The sequence below is a fragment of the Nocardiopsis sp. SBT366 genome (genome assembly GCF_001083815.1).
Lineage (GTDB): Bacteria > Actinomycetota > Actinomycetes > Streptosporangiales > Streptosporangiaceae > Nocardiopsis > Nocardiopsis prasina.
In genome coordinates this window covers 1-20,045 of sequence record NZ_LAVM01000093.1, presented here as the reverse complement: position 1 = coordinate 20,045, position 20,045 = coordinate 1, and the positions used below count along the sequence as shown (strand labels likewise).

General features: G+C 71.3%; 22 protein-coding genes. 11 read left to right on the top strand and 11 right to left on the bottom strand.

Annotated elements, in window-relative coordinates:
• The 3 genes from ADX84_RS21995 to ADX84_RS21985 all read right to left on the bottom strand — a co-directional run.
• The coding region (locus ADX84_RS21995; protein WP_049578627.1) for an MFS transporter at nt 1-986 on the bottom strand (986 nt) is incomplete at its 3' end.
• The gene (locus ADX84_RS21990; protein ID WP_234004146.1) at nt 983-1,924 is read right to left on the bottom strand and encodes an NADP-dependent oxidoreductase; all 942 of its coding nucleotides are present in this window, start codon (nt 1,922-1,924) and stop codon (nt 983-985) included. The genes ADX84_RS21995 and ADX84_RS21990, both read right to left, overlap by 4 nt.
• Nucleotides 1,921-2,553, bottom strand: coding sequence for a DsbA family protein (locus ADX84_RS21985; RefSeq protein ID WP_049578625.1), 633 nt, complete (start codon nt 2,551-2,553; stop codon nt 1,921-1,923). The genes ADX84_RS21990 and ADX84_RS21985 overlap by 4 nt, the downstream gene beginning before the upstream one ends.
• A gap of 91 nt (nt 2,554-2,644) precedes the next feature.
• Here ADX84_RS21985 and soxR point away from each other — a divergent pair, with 91 nt between their 5' ends.
• The 3 genes from soxR to ADX84_RS21970 all read left to right on the top strand — a co-directional run bounded on the left by soxR (nt 2,645) and on the right by ADX84_RS21970 (nt 4,786).
• Entirely contained in the window at nt 2,645-3,094 is a 450-nt protein-coding gene (gene soxR / locus ADX84_RS21980; RefSeq protein ID WP_049578622.1) for a redox-sensitive transcriptional activator SoxR, read from the top strand.
• A gap of 148 nt (nt 3,095-3,242) precedes the next feature.
• Nucleotides 3,243-3,593, top strand: a complete 351-nt coding sequence (locus tag ADX84_RS21975) for a RidA family protein (protein WP_049578620.1) — start codon at nt 3,243-3,245, stop codon at nt 3,591-3,593.
• A gap of 113 nt (nt 3,594-3,706) precedes the next feature.
• Complete coding sequence (locus tag ADX84_RS21970) at nt 3,707-4,786, top strand: RNA ligase (ATP) (protein ID WP_049578619.1); 1,080 nt, start codon at nt 3,707-3,709, stop codon at nt 4,784-4,786.
• 57 nt (nt 4,787-4,843) lie between these two features.
• Here the strand turns inward: ADX84_RS21970 and ADX84_RS21965 are convergent, their stop codons facing one another.
• From ADX84_RS21965 to ADX84_RS26440, 4 genes are all read right to left on the bottom strand, one after another.
• Entirely contained in the window at nt 4,844-5,470 is a 627-nt protein-coding gene (locus tag ADX84_RS21965) for a TetR/AcrR family transcriptional regulator (RefSeq protein ID WP_049578617.1), read from the bottom strand.
• A 27-nt stretch (nt 5,471-5,497) separates the two neighbouring features.
• Nucleotides 5,498-7,006 (bottom strand): sodium:solute symporter, encoded by a 1,509-nt coding sequence (locus ADX84_RS21960; protein ID WP_049578615.1) that lies wholly within the window; start codon nt 7,004-7,006, stop codon nt 5,498-5,500.
• Between the two features lie 46 nt (nt 7,007-7,052).
• Nucleotides 7,053-8,255 (bottom strand): anhydro-N-acetylmuramic acid kinase, encoded by a 1,203-nt coding sequence (locus ADX84_RS21955; RefSeq protein ID WP_049578612.1) that lies wholly within the window; start codon nt 8,253-8,255, stop codon nt 7,053-7,055.
• Nucleotides 8,256-8,438: 183 nt separating this feature from the next.
• Nucleotides 8,439-8,609, bottom strand: a complete 171-nt coding sequence (locus tag ADX84_RS26440; protein ID WP_199776666.1) for a hypothetical protein — start codon at nt 8,607-8,609, stop codon at nt 8,439-8,441.
• A gap of 144 nt (nt 8,610-8,753) precedes the next feature.
• Between ADX84_RS26440 and argG the strand changes: the two genes are divergently transcribed.
• The 4 genes from argG (at nt 8,754) to katG (ending at nt 13,721) form a co-directional block, all read left to right on the top strand.
• On the top strand, nt 8,754-10,202 hold the full coding sequence (gene argG, locus ADX84_RS21950) for an argininosuccinate synthase (RefSeq protein WP_049578610.1): 1,449 nt from the start codon (nt 8,754-8,756) through the stop codon (nt 10,200-10,202).
• Nucleotides 10,203-10,403: 201 nt separating this feature from the next.
• A complete protein-coding gene (locus ADX84_RS21945) occupies nt 10,404-10,910 on the top strand; it encodes an HIT family protein (protein ID WP_234004144.1) in 507 nt (168 codons plus the stop codon).
• 124 nt (nt 10,911-11,034) lie between these two features.
• On the top strand, nt 11,035-11,466 hold the full coding sequence (locus ADX84_RS21940; RefSeq protein WP_049578606.1) for a Fur family transcriptional regulator: 432 nt from the start codon (nt 11,035-11,037) through the stop codon (nt 11,464-11,466).
• Between the two features lie 32 nt (nt 11,467-11,498).
• A complete protein-coding gene (katG, locus tag ADX84_RS21935) occupies nt 11,499-13,721 on the top strand; it encodes a catalase/peroxidase HPI (protein ID WP_049578604.1) in 2,223 nt (740 codons plus the stop codon).
• Here the strand turns inward: katG and ADX84_RS26810 are convergent.
• From ADX84_RS26810 to ADX84_RS21920, 4 genes are all read right to left on the bottom strand, one after another.
• Complete coding sequence (locus ADX84_RS26810) at nt 13,690-14,190, bottom strand: haloacid dehalogenase-like hydrolase (RefSeq protein ID WP_234004143.1); 501 nt, start codon at nt 14,188-14,190, stop codon at nt 13,690-13,692. The two genes, katG and ADX84_RS26810, sit on opposite strands and share 32 nt — an antisense overlap.
• 8 nt (nt 14,191-14,198) lie before the next feature.
• Nucleotides 14,199-14,498 carry a hypothetical protein gene (locus tag ADX84_RS26805; protein WP_234004141.1) on the bottom strand — a complete coding sequence of 100 codons (300 nt, stop codon included), beginning with the start codon at nt 14,496-14,498 and terminating at the stop codon, nt 14,199-14,201.
• Nucleotides 14,499-14,698: 200 nt separating this feature from the next.
• Complete coding sequence (locus ADX84_RS21925; RefSeq protein WP_049578602.1) at nt 14,699-15,301, bottom strand: DNA-binding response regulator; 603 nt, start codon at nt 15,299-15,301, stop codon at nt 14,699-14,701.
• Nucleotides 15,298-16,422 carry a sensor histidine kinase gene (locus ADX84_RS21920; RefSeq protein ID WP_049578600.1) on the bottom strand — a complete coding sequence of 375 codons (1,125 nt, stop codon included), beginning with the start codon at nt 16,420-16,422 and terminating at the stop codon, nt 15,298-15,300. Before ADX84_RS21920 ends, ADX84_RS21925 begins: the two co-directional genes overlap by 4 nt.
• Nucleotides 16,423-16,584: 162 nt before the next feature.
• Between ADX84_RS21920 and ADX84_RS21915 the strand changes: the two genes are divergently transcribed.
• The 4 genes from ADX84_RS21915 (at nt 16,585) to ADX84_RS21900 (ending at nt 19,704) form a co-directional block, all read left to right on the top strand.
• Nucleotides 16,585-17,478 carry an ABC transporter ATP-binding protein gene (locus ADX84_RS21915; RefSeq protein ID WP_049578598.1) on the top strand — a complete coding sequence of 298 codons (894 nt, stop codon included), beginning with the start codon at nt 16,585-16,587 and terminating at the stop codon, nt 17,476-17,478.
• Nucleotides 17,479-17,529: 51 nt separating this feature from the next.
• A complete protein-coding gene (locus ADX84_RS21910) occupies nt 17,530-18,249 on the top strand; it encodes an ABC transporter permease (RefSeq protein ID WP_049578596.1) in 720 nt (239 codons plus the stop codon).
• 101 nt (nt 18,250-18,350) lie between these two features.
• Nucleotides 18,351-19,067, top strand: coding sequence for a CPBP family intramembrane glutamic endopeptidase (locus tag ADX84_RS21905; protein WP_049578593.1), 717 nt, complete (start codon nt 18,351-18,353; stop codon nt 19,065-19,067).
• A 199-nt stretch (nt 19,068-19,266) separates the two neighbouring features.
• A complete protein-coding gene (locus ADX84_RS21900; protein ID WP_049578591.1) occupies nt 19,267-19,704 on the top strand; it encodes a ChaB family protein in 438 nt (145 codons plus the stop codon).
• Nucleotides 19,705-20,045 lie beyond the last annotated feature (341 nt).

Below are 20,045 nucleotides of genomic sequence, written 5' to 3'. Positions count from 1 at the left end.
GAACGGCGCGGAGGCCGTGCGATGAGCGCCCAACCCAGCGCCCCCACCGCCACCACGAGACCGGAGACGGCGGGCGCGTAGCCGAGTTCGTACTGGAGGTAGGGCGGCAGATAGATGTCGGTGGCCGACACCGCCCCACCCATCAGGGCACGGAGCAGCACCAGCCGAGGGATCCCGGCCCGGGCGCGCAGGGTGCCCGGTGGCAGGAGCCGCACGGCCGCCGCCGCCAGAACGGCGGTACTGGCCACCGTCCCCGCCACCAGGGCGGGCACGGCCTGCTGGCCCGACAGGTGCAGTCCCAGCAGTGCGGCCGCCGCGACCCCCGCCCAGACCAGGTGCGGGTCGAACGGCGAACCACCGCCGTGCCCTTTCCCGGCCCGGCGCGCCACCCCCACCAGCATCACCAGCGACACCGCTGACCCGACCAGGACCAGTGCGAACACCACCCGCCAGTGCACCGCCTGCACCAGGAGCCCGGACACCAGCGGCCCCACGACCGACGGCAGCAACCACGCCAGGGTCAGCGATCCGAACATGCGCGGCCGCAGGTCCTCGCGCACGGACCGCGCGATGACCACGTACAGGACCACGGAGTCGATCCCGCCGCCGATTCCCTGGAGCAGTCGTCCGACCACGAAGACCCCCATCGTGGGCGCGGCCACGCACAGCGCGAGCCCGAGGAGGAACGCGGCGCCGCCGAACACCAGCGGCCGCAGTGGTCCGCTCCGGTCCGCCCACGTACCTCCGAGGGTCATGCCCACGAGCCCGGTGGTCATCGTCGCCGCGAAGGCCAGCGAGTACCACCGCTCGGCGCCCAGGTCACGGGCGACCACGGGCAGGGCGGTGGTGACGGCGAAGACCTCGAAGGCGACGAAGGTCATCAGCCCGAACACCCCGACCACCAGGAGCCGGGAACCGGGGGCCCAGAGCCGGTCGGGTGCGGCGGGGGCACGAGCCGAGGGCACCCGGTCTGGTCCGGAGGTCACGGGGTTCCGCCCCCGCTCCCGACGAGTAGAGCGACCTTGCCCCGACCGTGGCCGGTCTCCACGTCCAGGTGGGCGCGCCACGCCTCGTCCAGCGGCAGGGCCCGCCGGACCGTCACAGTCAGTTCCCCGCTCGCGCACAGGTCGAGCAGCTCGCGCAGCCGAGCCGCAGACCGGTCACTGGTGATCCACCGGCAGCCCAGTTCCCCGGCCAGACCGGCGTCGACGATCGTGCCGATCCGGCTCCGGTCCCCGACCAGTTCCACCGAGGTCAGCAGGTTGTCGTGCCCGGCCGCGTCGAGGGCCGCGTCCACCCCCCGGGGCGCGGCCGCGCGGACGCGCCCGAGCTGTCCCGTGCCGTACTCCACGGGCACCGCGCCCAGGGAACGCACGTACTCGTGGTTGGCCGCGCTCGCCGTGCCCACCACCCGGGCTCCGCGAGCCACGGCCAACTGCACCGCCACCGTGCCCACTCCGCCCGCCGCGCCGTGCACCAGCAGGGTCTGGCCCCCGCGCACGTCCAGCCGCTCCAGGGCGGTGTGCGCGGTCTGTCCCGACGCGGACAGGGTCCCGGCGGTCAGCCACGACACCCCCGGCGGCACGTGCGCGACCTGATCGGCGGGCACGTTCACGTACTCGGCGTAGCAGCCGAGCACCCGGAACCCGGCCACCCCGTCACCCACGGAGAACCCCCGTGCGCCGGGGCCGACGGCGCTCACGGTCCCGGCGAACTCGTTGCCGAGGACCTGCGGGAAGTCGATGCTCGCGCCCGGTGGGGTCCAGCCGCCCCGGATCGCGGCGTCCGTCAGCTGGACACCCGCGACCCTCACCCGGACCACCACCTCACCCGGGCCCGCCACGGGCCGTGGAACCTCCCGCACGGTCAGGTTCTCGGCGGGCCCGAAGGAGTCGATGGCGGCCGCCCGCATCGCGGCGCTCATCGCACGGCCTCCGCGCCGTTCAGGAGGTCCACCAGTTCGTCGACGCTTCGGGCCCCGCTCAGCAAACGCCCCTCGTACAGGAAGGCCGGGACCGCGCCGACCCCCAGTGCCACGGCGGCCCTGTGGTCGTCCTCGACCTCGTCCGCGTACCGGTCGGAGCCCAGCAGTGAGTCCACCTCCGAGCCGTCGAGCCCGAGCTCGGTCCCGATCCCGCGCAGCGTCGCGGGGTCCGCCAGGTCCTCGCGGCGTTCCAGGTGCCCCGAGAAGGCGCGGTCCCACACGCGGTCCGGGGTGATCCCCCGAGCGACCGCGAGCTTGACCAGCCGGTGGGCGGGCCGGGAGTCGATGCTCAGAACCCCGTCCATGTCGATGGCCAGCCCGTCGGCGCGGCCCGCGTCGGCCACCCGGAGCCGGGTGGCCTCCCACCGCTCGGCACTCATGCCCCACGAGTTCAGCGCCGCCGCGCGCACCGTTCGGTCCCGGGACTGAGGCCCCTCCGGCTCCAGCAGGAAACTCCGGTGCACCACTGTCACCTCACGTTCCACCCGTTCCAGCGCGGCGGCCAGCCGTCGCCGCCCCATCCAGCACCAGGGGCACCTGATGTCGCCCCACACCGTGATCGCGGACATGTGCACGCTCCGATTTCCTCGCCCGAGTCGGTCGCGTAGAGTCCACTTCATCAAGTTGACTTGATGTCAACCGGCCTGGTGGAGGAGCCCGATGCCGAAGCTGGACCCCAAGGTCACCTGGTTGAAGCCCGGTCAGGTGGCCAGCAGGGCGGGGGTGGCGGTGTCCGCCCTGCACTACTACGAGAGCCTCGGCCTGATCAGCAGTCGCCGGACCGCGGGCAACCGGCGCGAGTACCGCAGGGACACCCTCCGCACCATCGCGTTCATCCGCACGGCCCAGCGCCTCGGCCTGTCCCTGGAACGGATCAAGGAGGCCATCGACCAGCTTCCGGAGGACGGTCTGCCGACCAAGCGCGACTGGGCGCGGATCTCCCGTCAGTGGCACGACGACCTGACCCGGCGGATCGAGGAGCTGACCGCTCTGCGGGACCGGTTCTCCAACTGCATCGGCTGCGGATGCCTGTCCCTGGTGGCCTGCCCCTACTCCAACCCGGAGGACGTCCTGGGCCTGGAGGGCCCGGGAGCCCGGCGCTTCCCCTGACCACCTCCCGCGACCCGCCCTGGGGTCGGGCCTCGGAGTGGCGGTTGACCTCAACTCCGGTTGGGGTCCTAGCGTTGCGCCCGTCACCAACCCCACGGAAAGGGCCCCGCCATGCGCCTCGGTCAATCCCTGGACCTACCCGGAGGGCATGGACCAGGGGGTCCTCATCGAGGGACACCGGCGCCTGCTCTTCGTCAGCGGACAGTGCTCCGTCTCCGCTACGGGGGAGTCGTTGCACCCCGGTGACATGTCCGCCCAGACGGCGACGGCCCTCGACAACGTCGCGACGGTGCTGCGCGGGGCGGGGATGAGCCTGGCCGACGTGGTCCGTATGAACACCTACGTCACCGACATCGAGGCCTTCTTCGCCGAGGCGGGAGAGATGATGGCGCAGCGCCTCGGTGTCTTCGACGTCCGACCGCCCGGGGTCTGCGCCGAGGTCACCCGCCTGGGCCGCCCCGAACTCCTCGTGGAGCTGGAGGCCTTCGCCGCCAGCTGACCGGTCGAACGCGGAAGGCCCCCGTGAAAAGGCGTTGTGGCTTCCAGGGGCCTCGGACACACTGGCTCGGACATCGGGCACTCACGCCCGCACCCCCACGTACAGGGAGCGACATGTCCACCCTCCGGGTCACCGCCGAGCGGCTCACGATCCTCCCGCACCCCGACGCCGACGCACTGGAGCTGGCTCGGGTGGGGCTGTTCCACGCGGTCGTCGCCAAGGGTGCCTACCGCACCGGCGACTGGGCGGTCTACGTCCCGGAGAACGCGCTCCTGCCCGAGGAACTCGTCGCCGAGCTGGGGCTGACCGGCAGGCTCGCGGGGGCCGGGAGGAACCGGGTGCGGCCGATCCGTCTGCGGGGCGAGATCTCCCAGGGCATCGTCTGCCGCCCCTCCCTGCTCGCCGACCGCGACCTGCCCGCCGAGCACGAGGCGGGGACCGACTTCGCGGCCGAGCTCGGCATCACCAAGTGGGTGCCGGAGGTCCCGCTGCACATGAGCGGCGACATGGAGCCCGCCCCCGACCTGCTGCGGTGGATCGAGGTCGAGAACATCAAGCGCCACCCGGACGTGTTCGAACCGGGGGAGCCCGTCGTCGCCACAGAGAAGATCCACGGATCGGCCTGCCTCTACACCCTGGTCGCCGAATCCGGGGAGGAGTTCGTCTCCTCCAAGGGCCAGGGGGCGAGGAGCCTGGCGCTGGTGCGCTCGGAGGCCAACCTCTACTGGAGGGCCGTGATCACGCACGAGGTGGGCAAGGCCGCCCGCGCCCTCGCGGAGCGCTTCGGAGCCACCCGGGTGGGCGTGTTCGGAGAGGTGTTCGGCGCGGGTGTGCAGGACCTCGCCTACGGCGAGACCGGTCGCGGTGAGCGGCCCGGCTACGCGGTGTTCGACGTCCGGCTGGACGTGGACGGCGTCCGTCGGTGGATCGACGCCGCAGACCTGCCCGCCCTGCTTGCCGAGGTGGACCTGCCCTCGGCGCCGGTGCTGTACGAGGGCCCCTACGACGAGTCCGCGCTGTTCGCCGCCGCAGACGGAGCGGAGACCTGGAGCGGGTCCGACCTCCACCTGCGTGAGGGCGTGGTCGTGCGGCCCTCGAGGGACCGCTACTCGCGGGTCCTGGGCGGCCGGGCGATAGCCAAGTTCGTCTCCGACGCCTACCTCACCCGCGGGGGCGGCACCGAGTTCGAGTAGCCGTGACCGGGTCAGGCGTCTTCGGGGTCCTCGGTCACCGGACCGCGGACCCCGGGGTCACCGGTCGTCCCCGCGTATGGCGTGGTGGACGAAGTCGAGCAGGCTCGCCAGCCCACTCGTGAGGTCCACGCTCTCGTCCATGACCCACGAGCTGATCAGCCCGTCGGTACTGCGCAGGATGATGTTGGCGGTGCTCCGGGGGTCGAACTCCCGGAACGCGCCCTCGCGCTGTCCCCGCCGGAGGATCCCCGCCAGCTCCTCGACCTCCTCTTCGAGGGGGCCGCCGAAGGGGCTGGTGCCGTCCGGCGAGCGGTGGTTCACGATGATGTCGCTCATGGCGAGGAACCCGGTCCGGTGCGCGGCGTAGTACTCGACCTGGCTGCTGATCCACGCGCTGACCTGGCCCGACGCGGTGGTCTGCGCTCCAACCTCGGCGGTGAGGCGCTCCGTCGCCGCCTCGATGAACCGCTCCGCGACCAGGACCATGAGTTCGTCCTTGCCCTCGAAGTGGTACGAGATCACGCTCTTGCTGATCCCCGCCTGCTCGGCGATCCGCGCCAGGGAGGTGTGGGCGTAACCGAACCGCGCGACGGTCTCGGTGGCCGCCTCCACGACCTGTTCGCGTCGCGCCCGCTCGATGAACGACGCACGCTTGCGTCCGACCGGACCGTTCTCCGTCTGCATGGTCCTACTCTAGGCCGGTCGGCCTGGTCACCGGGGGGTGTCGACGGCCTCTCCGGGGGCGTCCGGCGTACCGGCGTCCGCCGAGGGGGAGTCGTCCGGGTGGCGGCGCGACAGCAGGTAGCCGAGCGCCAACACGATGCCCGTGCCGATCGCCGTGTACCAGGTGAACCCGATCAACCCGGGTTGGAAGAGGAACAGCCAGGACATGGTCGCCACCGCCACGGCGAAGGCGAGGATTGCGTCCCTCTGGCGGGCCCGGCGCACCCACAGCCCCAGGAAGAACGCGCCCAGCAGCCCGCCGTAGGTCAGGCTGGCCACGGAGAGCCCCAGTTCGACGACCGGGTTGTCGGTGCCGGTGAAGAACGCCGCCACCCCGACGAACACCAGCCCCCAGCCCAGGGTGAACAGCCGGCTCAGCCGCAGTGCCTGGGCGTCGGGCAGCGTGCGTCGGGAGAACTGCTGGTACAGGTCGGCCATGGTCGAGGAGGACAGCGCCGACAGCGACGAGGACAGCGTGCTCATCGCCGCCGCCATGATCCCGGCCAGCAGCAGCCCGGCCAACCCGGCCGGCAGCCCCTCGACGATGAACACCGGGAAGAGCTCGTCGGAGGAGTTGAGCCCGAGCCCCGCCACCGACGCGGCCTCGAAGTACGAGTACAGGGCCAGTCCCACGGTGAGGAACAGCGCGAACTGGACGAAGACCACCACCCCGCTGACGATCACCGCCTTCTGCGCGTCCCGCAGGCTCCGGCAGCCCAGCAGTCGCTGCACGATGATCTGGTCGGCGCCGTGGGAGGCCGTGGACAGCAGGGCCCCGCCCACCAGGGCCGTGATCGTGGCGTAGGGCGCCGAGACAGGGTTCGAGGTGAAGTCCAGGAACTGGGTCTTCCCGGCGTCGGCCGCCACCGCGAGGAAGTTCACGTCCAGGCTGGTGGCGATGACGACGAGGGAGACCACGCCGCCCACCACGTACACGCCCATCTGGAGCACGTCGACCCAGACCACGGCCGTGATCCCGCCCACCAGGGTGTAGAGGATCGTCACCACGCCCAGGACCGCCACGATCACGAAGTACGAGGTGTCCAGTCCGAGGGAGTCCAGGATGATCTTCATGGGGATGGCCGCCGCGAACAGCCGCACCCCGTCGGCGAGGAGCCGGGTGAACAGGAACGTGACCGCGGCGGTGCCCTGCATGCCCCGCCCGAACCGGAGCCCCAGGTAGGCGTAGGCGGTGGTCATCTCGCCCCGGTAGTAGCGGGGGAGCAGGAGGAAGGCGACGACCACCCGCCCGATCAGGTAGCCGACCGCCACCTGGAGGAACGTGACGTTGCCGAGGTAGGCCACCCCCGGGACGCTGATCACGGTCAGGGCGCTGGTCTCGGTGGCCACCACCGACAGGCACACCGCCCACCAGGGCAGCTGCCGGTTGCCGATGAAGTAGTCCCTGACGTCGCGCTGGCGCCCGGACAGCCGCAGCCCCAGCCAGGCCGAGGCCAACAGGTACACCGCGATGACGACGAGATCGATGGTCTGCACTGCGTCCTCCGGGGGTCTCCATCGGGACTTCGGGCGCGCGCGGGGCTCAGCCGCCCGGCGCCTCCACGTACAGGCGGCGCGGGGCGGTGGCCGCGGGCTCGGGCAGGCGCAACGGGCGCAAGCCCGGGGTGATCCGCCCGGCCACCGGGGCCCGGTGGGCGCCCGTGCAGTCCGGGACCGACCCGGCCAGCCCGTGCCAGCTCAGGAACCCGATCAGCGCGAACAGGTACGCCTCCTTGGCGTCGCCGTCCAGGCCGATCCGTTTTGTGGAGTCCAGTCGCGCGGGGGACAGGTGCGCGGCCAGCCGCTCCATCAGCACGGGGTTGCGGGTGCCGCCGCCGGAGGCGAGCACCTCGGTCACCCCGAACGGTTCCAGGGCGTCGGCGACCGTGACGGCGGTGAGCTCCACCAGGGTGGCGATCAGGTCGCCGTCGGTGAGTTGGCTCCCCTCCGAGGGGCGGCCGACGTACCTGAGTGCCGCCTCCAGGTAGCCGGGCCCGAACAGCTCCAGCCCGGTGGTCTTGGGCGCGGGCAACCGGTAGTAGGGCTCGGCCAGCAGGCGTTCCAGCAGGTCGGGGTCGGGGTGGCCGGTCCGGGCCAGGGCGCCGTCCGCGTCGAGGTCGGCCCGCCCGTTCGTGACGAGGCGCATCGCGGCGTCGACCAGCGCGTTGGCGGGCCCGGTGTCGAACGCCCGGGGCGGCAGTCCGTCGCGCACCACCGTCACGTTGGCGATGCCGCCGAGGTTGAGCGCGGCGGTCGGCTCCGTGCGGCCCCCGAGCAGCAGCAGGTCGAGGGTGCTTGCCAGCGGCGCGCCCTGGCCTCCGGCGGCGACGTCCGCCACCCGCAGGTCCGACACCACGGGCAGCCCGGTGGCCTCGGCGATCCAGGCGGGTTGGCCCAGTTGGAGGGTGCCGAGCACGGAGTTGCCGTCCGCCCAGTGGAAGAGCGTCTGGCCGTGCGAGGCGACGAGATCGGCGCGTCCGTCCGCGAACTCCTCGATCCCCTGCCGTGCCGCCGCCGCGAACTCTTGGCCGATCCGGGTGTCCAGCTGGCAGACGGCCTCCATCGTGGTGGCGGCGGGCGGCAGTGCGCCCCGGACCGCCTCACGGAGGGAATCGGAGTAGGGGGTGGTGCCGAATCCCAAGGGGAGGAGTCGGACCAGTGAGCCACCGTCCTCCAGTTCGAGGCGGGTGGCGGCGACGTCGATCCCGTCCGCCGAGGTCCCGGAGGACACACCGATGACGATCATGCGGCTCCTGAGGCAGGGGTCAGGGGGCGGGCGGGGAGCCCGTCCGAGGAAGGTACCCCGCGCGCCGCGTCCCGTCACCCGGTCGGAGCCCTCCGTTTCATCCGGAAGGAGACCTCCGTGCCACCCGGGCGGAGTCCTCCGTGCCACCCGGGCGGAGTCCTCCGTCCGGTTCGGCCCCGTGGCTCACCGGCGTCGGCGGGGGGAGCCGCCTCCGAACCCGGCGAGGTGGAGGGCGAGCAGGAGCAGTCCGGTCAGGGCGAGGGTGTTGGTCGTCACGATCCCCTCGATGTTGAGCCCGAGGATCTCGAAGAGGACGGCGATGCCGAACAGCACCGCTGCGACGGTGGCGAACACTGTGCCTCCAGGGGGTTGGCGGACACTGGCTGGATGGGGGTGTACCCGTGAACCGTCGCGTGAACCGGCGGGAACCCGACCTGATCGCGGGCGTGGTCAGGGCACCAGTTTGCATGTTCATGCGTTTAGGCGCATACTTTTTGCATGTCCAAGGTGCTCACTTCCCTGCCTGTCGGTGAACGTGTCGGAATCGCCTTCTCCGGAGGCCTCGACACGTCCGTAGCGGTCGCGTGGATGCGCGAGAAGGGCGCTGTCCCCTGCGCCTACACCGCCGACATCGGCCAGTACGACGAACCCGACATCGCCTCGGTGCCGGGTCGTGCCACTGACTACGGCGCGGAGATCGGGCGCCTGGTCGACTGCCGCGAGGCCCTCGTGGAGGAGGGGCTCGCCGCCCTCGCCTGCGGTGCCTTCCACATCCGCTCCGCCGGTCGCGTCTACTTCAACACCACCCCCATCGGCCGCGCCGTCACCGGCACCCTCCTGGTCCGCGCCATGCTCGAGGACGGCGTCCAGATCTGGGGCGACGGCTCGACCTACAAGGGCAACGACATCGAGCGGTTCTACCGCTACGGTCTGCTCGCCAACCCCTCCCTGCGGATCTACAAGCCGTGGCTCGACGCCGACTTCGTCACCGAGCTCGGCGGCCGCAAGGAGATGTCCGAGTGGTTGCAGGAGCGGGACCTGCCCTACCGCGACAGCACCGAGAAGGCCTACTCCACCGACGCCAACATCTGGGGCGCCACCCACGAGGCCAAGGCCCTGGAGCACCTCGACACCGGCATCGAGATCGTGGACCCCATCATGGGCGTCCGATTCTGGGACCCCGAGGTCGAGGTCCCCACCGAGGACGTGACGATCGGCTTCGAGAAGGGCCGCCCCGTCACCATCAACGGCCGGACCTTCGCCAACTCCGTCGAGCTGGTCCTGGAGGCCAACGCCATCGGCGGCCGCCACGGCATGGGGATGTCCGACCAGATCGAGAACCGCGTGATCGAGGCCAAGAGCCGGGGCATCTACGAGGCCCCGGGCATGGCGCTGCTGTTCGCCGCCTACGAGCGCCTGGTCAACGCCATCCACAACGAGGACACCCTCGCCACCTACCACAACGAGGGCCGTCGCCTCGGCCGCCTCATGTACGAGGGCCGCTGGCTGGAGCCCCAGGCCCTCATGCAGCGTGAGGCCCTCCAGCGCTGGGTGGGCACCGCCGTCACCGGCGAGGTCACCCTGCGTCTGCGTCGCGGCGACGACTACTCGATCATGGACACCACCGGCGCGGCGTTCAGCTACCACCCGGACAAGCTGTCCATGGAGCGCACCGAGGACTCCGCGTTCGGTCCCAGCGACCGCATCGGCCAGCTGACCATGCGCAACCTGGACATCGCCGACTCCCGCGCCAAGCTGGAGGAGTACGCGGCCCTGGGCATGGTCGGCGACAGCTCGCACCCGACCTCGATCGGTGCCGCGCAGGCGGCCTCCACCGGTCTGATCGGCGCGATGCCCGAGGGCGGCGCCGAGACCATCGCCTCCCGCGGTCAGGGCTCCGAGGACGACCTGCTCGACTACGCGGCCATGGAGGCCGGTACCGACTAGGCGTTCTTCTGGATCGTTCCGCGCTCGCGCCCGCCCTCCAGGCGACGTCGAGACCGCACCGCCGCGCCCCGTCCGGACCTCCGGGCGGGGCGCGCCTGTGCGCGGGACCAGCCCGCGGTGGCGCCGGACCAGCGGATCTGGCGAGGGAGCACGTCGTCGCCTAGCCTGTGCCCCCCAGCCCCCAGCGGAAGGAAGGTTCGCGTGGAGCGTCGTCCCATGGACATCGAGGCCTACACCGAGCGCACCCGGAACGGCCCCTGCTTCGTCTGCTCCATCGTGTCCGGCGCGCCGGGCTTCGAACACGAGGTGCTCTTCGAGGACGACGACCACATCGCCTTCTTCGGCCGCCACCCCACGCTGCCCGGCCACACCCTGGTGGCCCCGAAGGCGCACGTGGAACACGTCGTGCGCGACCTCGACGAGGCCGCCTACACCCGCACCATGCTGGTGGTGCGGGAGGTGACGCTCGCCGTCGAGGACGTGTTCGAGTCCGAGCGCACCTACCTGCTCTCCCTCGGCAGCCAGCAGGGCAACCGCCACCTCCACTGGCACATCGCCGCCCTGCCGCCCGGCGTCCCGTACGAGGAGCAGCAGTACCACGCCCTCATGACGGAGAACGGCGTCCTGGTCGTCGATCCCGTCGAGTACGCAGCCAGGGCCGAGCGGGTCCGCGCCGCCATCAGTGCACGGGGCCGACTCGCGCTCTGACCTTCGCACCGCCCCGAGGAGGCCCCTCTCCGCCGGAGAGGGGCCTCCTCGCTGCCCGCAGCCAGCTACAGCTGAGTGAATCCATCATTTGACTAATTCCAGAAAAGGCGGCAGACTCCGGACCATGCCCACCTCTCCGGATTTCGAGCGAATGCTGCGCGAGTCCGCTCTGAGGGTGACGAGCCCGCGGTTAGCTGTCCTCTCCGTCGTGCACGAGCACCCACACGCGGACACGGAGTCGATCATCGACCACGTGCGTGCGGAACTCGGCGCGGTGTCCGTCCAGGCCGTCTACGACGTGCTCAAGGCACTGACCGGCGCTGGCCTGGTGAGACGTATCCAGCCACAGGGCTCCGTGGCCCGCTACGAGACGCGGGTGGGGGACAACCACCACCACGTCGTGTGCAGGTCCTGCGGCGCCATCGCGGACGTGGACTGTGCGGTCGGCCACGCGCCGTGCCTGACCGCGTCCGCTGACCACGGCTTCTCGATCGACGAGGCCGAGGTCGTCTACTGGGGCCAGTGCGCCGAGTGCTACGGCGCACGGAGCTCCTGAACCACATTCCACCTCTTCCCGTAAGGAAGTCGATGTCTGAAAACAACGAGGTCGTTGCCCCCACCCCGCCGCAGACCGGTGGATGCCCCGTCGCGCACGGTGACGGGCTGACGCATCCCACCCAGGGTGACGGCAACCGTGAGTGGTGGCCCAACCAGCTCAACCTGAGGATCCTCGCCAAGAACACCCCGGTGTCGAACCCGCTCGGTGAGGGCTTCGACTACGCGAAGGCCTTCGAGGCCCTCGACCTCGACGCCGTGAAGGGCGACATCGCGGCACTGCTCACGGACTCGCAGGACTGGTGGCCCGCCGACTTCGGTCACTACGGCCCGCTCATGATCCGCATGGCCTGGCACAGCGCCGGCACCTACCGTTCGCACGACGGCCGCGGCGGCGGCAGCGCCGGTCAGCAGCGCTTCGCCCCCCTCAACAGCTGGCCCGACAACGGCAACCTCGACAAGGCCCGCCGTCTGCTCTGGCCCGTGAAGAAGAAGTACGGCCAGAACATCTCCTGGGCCGACCTCTTCATCCTCACCGGCAACGTCGCCCTGGAGTCCATGGGCTTCAAGACCTTCGGCTTCGCCGGTGGCCGCGAGGACGTGTGGGAGCCGGAGGCCGACGTCTACTGGGGCCCCGAGACCACCTGGCTCGACGACCAGCGCTACTCCGGCGACCGCGACCTGGAGAAGCCCCTCGCCGCAGTGCAGATGGGCCTCATCTACGTCAACCCCGAGGGCCCCAACGGCAACCCGGACCCGCTGGCCGCCGCCCGCGACATCCGTGAGACCTTCGGCCGCATGGGGATGAACGACGAGGAGACCGTCGCCCTCATCGCCGGTGGCCACACCTTCGGCAAGACGCACGGCGCCGCCCCGGACAGCAACCTGGAGGCCGAGCCCGAGCGCGCCGGCCTGGAGATGCAGGGTCTGGGCTGGAAGAACAACCACGGCACCGGCAAGGGCGCCGACTCCATCACCTCGGGCCTGGAGGTCACCTGGACCACCACCCCCGCGCAGTGGAGCGAAGGCTTCTTCAAGAACCTCTTCGAGTTCGAGTACGAGCTCACCCAGAGCCCGGCCGGCGCCAACCAGTGGATTGCCAAGGACGCCGAGGAGATCATCCCCGACGCCCACATCCCCGGCAAGAAGCACAAGCCGACCATGCTCACCACCGACCTGTCGCTGCGCGTCGACCCGGTCTACGAGCAGATCTCGCGTCGCTTCTACGAGGACCACGAGGCCTTCAAGGACGTCTTCGCCCGCGCCTGGTTCAAGCTGACCCACCGCGACATGGGCCCCAAGGCCCGCTACCTCGGCTCCGAGGTTCCCGCCGAGGACCTGGTCTGGCAGGACCCGCTGCCCGTCCAGGAGGGCGAGGTCATCGGTGACGCCGAGATCGCCGCCCTGAAGGCGAGGATCGCCGAGTCCGGCCTGTCCGTCGCCGACCTGGTGTCCACCGCGTGGGCCTCCGCCTCGACCTACCGCGACAGCGACAAGCGCGGCGGCGCCAACGGTGCCCGCATCCGCCTCGAACCGCAGATCGACTGGGAGGTCAACAACCCGGCCGAGCTGCGCCGCGTGCTCGCCGAGCTCCAGGGCATCGTCGACGAGTTCAACGCCTCCTCCACCAAGAAGGTCTCCGTCGCCGACGTGATCGTCCTCGCCGGTGGTGTGGGTGTCGAGCGGGCCGCCAAGGCCGCTGGTCAGGACGTCACCGTCCCGTTCACCCCGGGCCGTGTGGACGCCACCGACGAGCACACCGACGCTGAGTCCTTCTCCTACCTGGAGCCGGTCGCCGACGGTTTCCGCAACTACTACGGCAAGGGCAACCGCCTTCCGGCCGAGTACCTGCTGCTGGACCGCGCCAACCTGATCGGTCTCAGCGCTCCGGAGACCACCGTCCTGGTGGGTGGCCTGCGCGTGCTCGGCACCAACTTCGACAACTCGGACCTGGGTGTCTTCACGGACCACCCGGGCGCGCTGACGAACGACTTCTTCGTCAACCTGCTCGACCTCAACACCAACTGGTTCGCGACCGGTGACGACTCCGCCACCTCGGAGACCTTCGTCGCCAAGGACGCCTCCGGTGCGGTCAAGTGGACCGGCAGCCGCGTGGACCTGGTGTTCGGCTCCAACTCCGAGCTGCGCGCCGTGGCCGAGGTGTACGCCTCGGACGACGCCAAGGAGAAGTTCGTCCAGGACTTCGTCGCCGCGTGGAACAAGGTCATGAACGCCGACCGGTTCGACCTGGTCTAGTTCGACCCCGGGCGCGTCCGAGGGGTGGTCCCGGGCTCCCGGAGCCTCCGGGGACCCACCCCTCGGACACCGCCCCCGCCACCGGCCCGACCCTCACCGGTCGGGCCGGTTTCGTGTGCGCGGCTCCCTCACGGGCCACCTCACCACTCACGCGCTCCGGCCCGGTGAGCCGCTCCCGTAACCGCTCGGCGGCCTCGCCGCTCAGGTTGACCAGGTACGCCACCCGCGCGAGGTCCAGCATCGCCGCGTCGGAGGGGCTGTCCCCGTAGGCGGCCCAGATCTCGCCCCGCACCCCGGCCTCGGCGACCATCCTCACCTTGCTCCAACCGTGGCAGTGGCGCTCCGCGACCAGGCCGCCCCAACGCCGCCGGAGCGTGGAGGAGACCACGCGGACACGGGGATCGATCTCCCGGCACAGCGCCAAGGCGAGCCGGTCCGCGCACGCGGTCACCACCGCGACGTCCGGCATCGAGGTGCTCAGCCAGAGCGGGCGGCGCCGTCCGGTCGCAGTCGCCCCCGCACGTCCAGGTCCCGCACGTGGTCCCGGACGAGCCGGTCCAGACCGGCGTCGTCCACACCCACGGTGCCCACCCACAGCAGGAGCGAACCCGCGTGCACCCGCCAGGACCGACGGGCCAGGGCCCCGGCGATCACTGGAGACAGCGCCACCGCACCCGCCACGCGCAGCGGCGAGCGTGCGAGCAGGCGCCAGGTGAACCGCGCGAACGAGTCGTGGTCGATCAGGGTGTCGTCGAGGTCGAACAGGGCCCAGGCCATGGCGGGTCCTCAGAGTTCGTCGACCGGGAGCTCGAACTGCGTGGAGATCCTCAGGTCCTCGTCCAGGAACAGGAGCGAGTTCGGGTGCTGCCCGCTCATGGGGAGGGGTGCATGGGGCCGTTCGGGTCGTTCGGGGGTTCGCCCCGGGAACCTACCGGACGGCTCCCAGGGGGTCCGACGCCACCGACGCCACCCGGTGGTCAGAGCCAGTCGTGCTCGCGCGCGTACCTCGCCGCCTCGTGCCGGGTCCGCGTCTGCGTCTTGCCCATCGCGTTCGAGAGGTAGTTGCGCACCGTACCCTCCGCCAGGTGCAGCCGGGCGGCGATGTCGGCGGCCGAGTAACCGTCGCTGGTGGCCCGCAGCACGTCGATCTCCCGTTCGGTGAGCGGGCAGTCGTCGATCACGGCGAGCGCGGACACGTCCGGGTCCACCCACCGTTTGCCCTCGTGCAGGGTGCCGATCACCGACGTGATGTGGGCGGGTTCGGCCGATTTGCTCACGAACCCCTGCACCCCCAGCTTGAGCGCCCGGCGCAGCACGCCCGGGCGGGCGTGCCGGGTCAGCATCAGGATCACCTGCTCCGGCAGCTCCCGGCGGATGCGCGCCACGGCCCCGAGCCCGTCCACCCCGGGCATCTCCAGGTCGATGACGAGCACGTCGGGGCGGTGCTCCAGGGTCGCCGCCACCGCGGACTCCCCGTCATGGGCCTCGGCGAGCACCGTGATCTCGCCCTCCAGGGGCAGGAGCGCGGCCAACGCCTTGCGCAGCAGGGCCTCGTCGTCGGCGAGTACCACGTTGATCATCGGTCGTCCCTCCGCCCGGAGAACGCGGCGGCGGTCGTGAACCGCCCGTCCCGCTGCTCCACTGTCAGTGTGCCCCCGTCCCGCTCCACCCGGTCGCGCAGGGCCGCCAGCCCTCCGAGCTCGGGAGTCGCCTCCCCGCGCACCCCGTCGTTCACGATGCTGATGCCGGACCCGGTGAGCGTGATCCGTACCTGCCGCGCCTCCGCGTGACGCAGGATGTTGGTGGTCGTCTCCCGCAGGACCTGGCCGAGCGTCTCCGCCGCCCTGGTCCCCGGTTCGCCCTCGCCCCGGCGCTCCACGCGCACCTCGATCCCGGCCGCCTCGAAGAGGTTCTTGGCGTTCTCCAGCTCGGCCGACAGGTTGAGCCGCCGCTGCGCGTGGGCCAGCTCCTTGGTCTCGGCGATGGTCTCGCCCACCAGGGAGTAGACCTCGTCCAGCTCCCGCACCACCTGGTCGGTGTCGGCGTGCACCAGCTTCCGGGCCAGCGCGACCTTCAGCTTCACCACGTGCAGGGTGTGCCCCTGGATGTCGTGCAGGTCACCGGCGAAGCGCACGCGCTCCCGGGCCACGGCCAGCTCGGCGTCGCGTTCGCGAGCCCTCTCCAGTTCCGTGACCAGCCTCGCCACCAGGTGGTTGAGGGAGGCGAAGACCACCCCGACCAGGCCGACACTGGCCGAGCCCACGGCGTACTCCAACAGGAGGTCGCCCGTGCCTCCGGGGGCCGTCACCACCTTCAGCGCGATGACGCCGACCACCAGGGCCAGCAGTCCCAGGGCGACCGGGCGCCGATACCGGCTCGGCAACCGGAACACGACGACGGTGGCCACCACCGAGAAACCGAACGCGGCCGACGCGCTGTCCAGCCACAGGACCCCGACGATCAGCACGACGGCATTGACGACCAGGCAGGGTGGCGCCACGATCCTGAAGGCCTGCCCGGACCAACTCCGTACGGACATCAGGGCCGCCGTGAGCCCCAGGCACAGCACCAGCACCTGGCCGGGGCTCTGGGCGTTGGTCGAGATCAGCAGAGCTCCGACCGCCGAGATCGACCCGAACACGATGTTCAGGTTGACCACGCGCAACTGCCCCTGCGTGACCTCGGTGGGTTCTGACTCCATGCGGACCCTTCCGGGGAACGACTGCGTGGACCGTCCCAGTATTCTTCCGGCTCCTTCACCCCACCAGTGACACCACGTCATGTCCGGACCCCACGAATGTCACGGCCAGGACGTGACGCGGCCACACTGCCGGGAAACCGGGCGCACGGCTGGAATGGAGGCATGACCTCAACAGCCGCGACACCAGTCATCGACGTCGAGCACCTGAACGTCCGGTACGGCGACTTCCACGCCGTCCGTGACCTGTCCTTCCAGGTGGGACGGGGCGAGTTCTACGCCCTCCTCGGCACGAACGGCGCGGGCAAGACCTCCACCCTGGAGACGGTCGAGGGCCACCGCGCCGCCACTTCGGGCACCGTGCGGGTGTTCGGCCAGGACCCGCGCGACCGACGGGCCGTACGCCCCCGCACCGGCATCATGCTCCAGGAGAGCGGGTTCTCCCCGGACCTGACCGTGCGGGAGTCGGTCCGGCTCATCGGAAGCCTCTCCGGACGCACCGACCGGGTGGAGCGGCTGCTGGGCGTCGTCGGCCTCACGGACAAGGCCGGAACGAGGGTGTCCCAGCTCTCCGGCGGCGAGAAGCGGCGCCTGGACTTCGCCACCGCCGTCTACGGCACCCCGGAACTGGTCTTCCTGGACGAGCCCACCACCGGGCTGGACATCCAGTCCCGGGACGACCTGTGGGACGCCGTGGACCGGCTCCGCGAGGACGGGTCGACCATCGTCCTGACCACGCACTACCTGGAGGAGGCGCAGCAGCGCGCCGACCGGATCGGGCTCATGCACCAGGGGGTGTTCCACCGGGAGGGGACCGTCTCCGAACTCACCCGCGCCCTGCCCGCCACGGTGCGCTTCACCCTGGCGCCCTCAGCCCCGGAGCCGCCGCTGCCCGCCACGCGCCAGAGCGACGGTGCGCTCCTCGTCGAGACCACCAGTCTCCAGAAGGACCTGCACGTCCTCCTGGACTGGGCACGGGACCACGCGGTGGACCTGGGCGACATCCAGGCCGGGCCAACCCGGCTCGACGACGTCTTCCGCGCCATCGCCGCCGAGTAGGCCGCCCGCACCCGGACCCCGCACGACCTTCCACGCAAAGGAACACACACCATGCTCGCCATCGCTCAGAGTGAGCTGATCCAGATCCTCCGGAACCGGCTCGTCCTGGTCACCATGCTCGTGGTGCCGCTCGCCGGCAGCGGCTTCTACATGTACCTGCACGACACCGCGCCCGACCTGCTGGACCTCGGGGCCGTCGCCTCGGTGCTCATGTTCCTCGTGGTGGTGATGGCCCTCTACACGACCGCCGTGACCACGCTGGCCTCGCGCCGCCAGAACCTCTTCCTCAAGCGGCTGCGCTCGACGGCCGCGGACGACGTCCGTATCCTCACCGGGTTGCTGCTGCCGGTCACCGCCGTGACCCTCGTGCAGGTCTGCGTGGTCCTCACCGTGCTGTCCGTGGTCGCCACCGCGCCCGCCCAGCCGCTTCTGCTGGTGTCGGCGGTCCTGACCACGGTGGTCATGATGCTCGGCCTCGCCCTGGCCACGGCCGGGGTCACCACCTCACCCGAGCACGCGCAGGTGACCACGCTGCCCGTCATGATCGGCGTGCTCGCCATCTCCGGCTGGGTGGGGTTCACCGGCACCGAGGAGCTCACCCTGGTCAAGCGCCTGCTCCCTGGCGGTTCCGCCGCCGAACTGGTGGTCAACGCCTGGAACGGCGGCGTCGCCGTCTCCGAGTCCCTGTTCCTCCTGGCGCCCACTCTGGCATGGGTCGTCGTGGCCGTCGCCCTCGCCACCCGGGTCTTCCGCTGGGAACCGCGTCGTTGACGGACCAGCGCGGGCCGGACGGCCAGGGGGGTACCGACTCCGCCCCCGTCCGGCCGACGGCCCCACCCACCTGAACCCACCTCCACACCGAGGAGCCCACGTTGTCCACGGAGCGCAGCATCCGCCTCCATGACGCCGCCCCGACCCGCCCGGGTTGGCCCGAGGCCGTGCTCGGCCTGCTCGGCATGGTGATCAGCGTCGTCGCCCTGGTGTTCCTCGGCCCGGTCGGGCCGCTCGACCTTGACCCGCTGGTCTACGGACTCCTCGTCTCCGCGTGGTCCGGTGTCGGCGGCCTCCTGGGATTCGGCGTGGCCTACGCGGTGCGCCTTCGTTCCCTCGCGGCCTTCGGCGTCCGGCGCACCACCTGGCGCTGGATGCTCCTCGGCGCCGGGTGGGGGGTGATCGCGCTCCTGGTGAAGGGGGCCGTGATCATGGCCATCACCAGCCTGACCGGCTACGAGAGCAACCCGCAGGGCGTGTACTACGACACGGCGGGCAGTGGCGTGATCGGCCTCGTCCTCACCTTCCTGTTCCTGGCCGTGCTCACCCCGATCGGTGAGGAGTTCCTGTTCCGCGGGGTCGTCACGAACGCCCTGCTGCGCTACGGCCCGTGGATCGGAGTCCTCGGAAGCTCGGCGATCTTCGCCGTCTTCCATGGCGTCAACCTCATCCTGCCCGCCGCCTTCGTGGTGGGCGTGATCGCCGCCGAGGTCATGCGCCGCAGCGGCTCGGTCTGGCCCGCCGTGGCCGTCCACTCGGTCAACAACATGGCCCTGCCCCTGCTGGTGCTGTTCGCCGGCGCCAGCCTCCCGTCCTGAGCCGCCCGCCCGCCAGCGCTCCTCCTCCCTGTCTGTCTCGTCGAGCCGGGCGGAGGGGCGCCGCACCCAGGAGGTCGTGGGCGCGGCCCCGGCCATCCCGCCGAACCGACGGAGTTTCGCGCCCGCCCCCGCCGGTTACGGGAACAGTGAACGGTTCACCAGCCCGAAGGACACCTGACCTCGGCGGGAGATGAGAACGATGCCCGGTGTGGACGAACTGCCCGACACCCTGCGCAGGTCGCCGAAGAAGGCGCAGCGCACCTGGATCGAGGCGCACGACAACGCGGTCGACGAGTACGGGGAGGGTGAGCGGGCCCACCGGGTCGCCTTCGCCGCCGTCAAGCGCAAGTTCGAGAAGGTCGGCGACCACTGGGAGGCCAAGGAGGGGAACGGGAGCGGACCCTCGGACGAGCAGGCGAAGAACCCGAGGGCCGGACGGCGCTCCGGTGCCGACCGCCCCACCGCCGGGGGAGTGGACGCCGAGGCCTCCAAGGGCCACCTCTACAAGCGGGCCCGGCAGCTCGACATCCCCGGGCGCTCCAACATGGACAAGGACGAGCTGGTCGAGGCCCTGCGCAGGGAGAGCGACCGCCGCACCTCGCGGAGCGGTGGGTCCTCCCGGAGCCGCTCCCGCTGACCCGGACGGCGGACGCCCTCCCGGTCGCCTGGCCCCAGAGGGGCGGCGACCGGGTGCGCCCCGGTCAGCGGGGGCCGGGCGGCGGCGGGCTCCACGAGGACGTCGATCCCGCCGAGCTCCCGCATGGCCCGGTTGACCAGGTGCGCACTCGGACCCGTCCACCGGGTCCCCGCGCGGTCCCCGCGCGCCCACCGCTCGGTGGCCTTGGGCTTGGACCAGATCGGTCGCCTCCGGTAACCGGTCGCCTCCGTCGAGGAGTCCTCCGCCCTGGTGGTCGCTCGTCTCGGCCCGGGGCTGGGGCCCGCTGGTCGGTACCGCCCGGGTGGGGGGCTTCGTGCGGG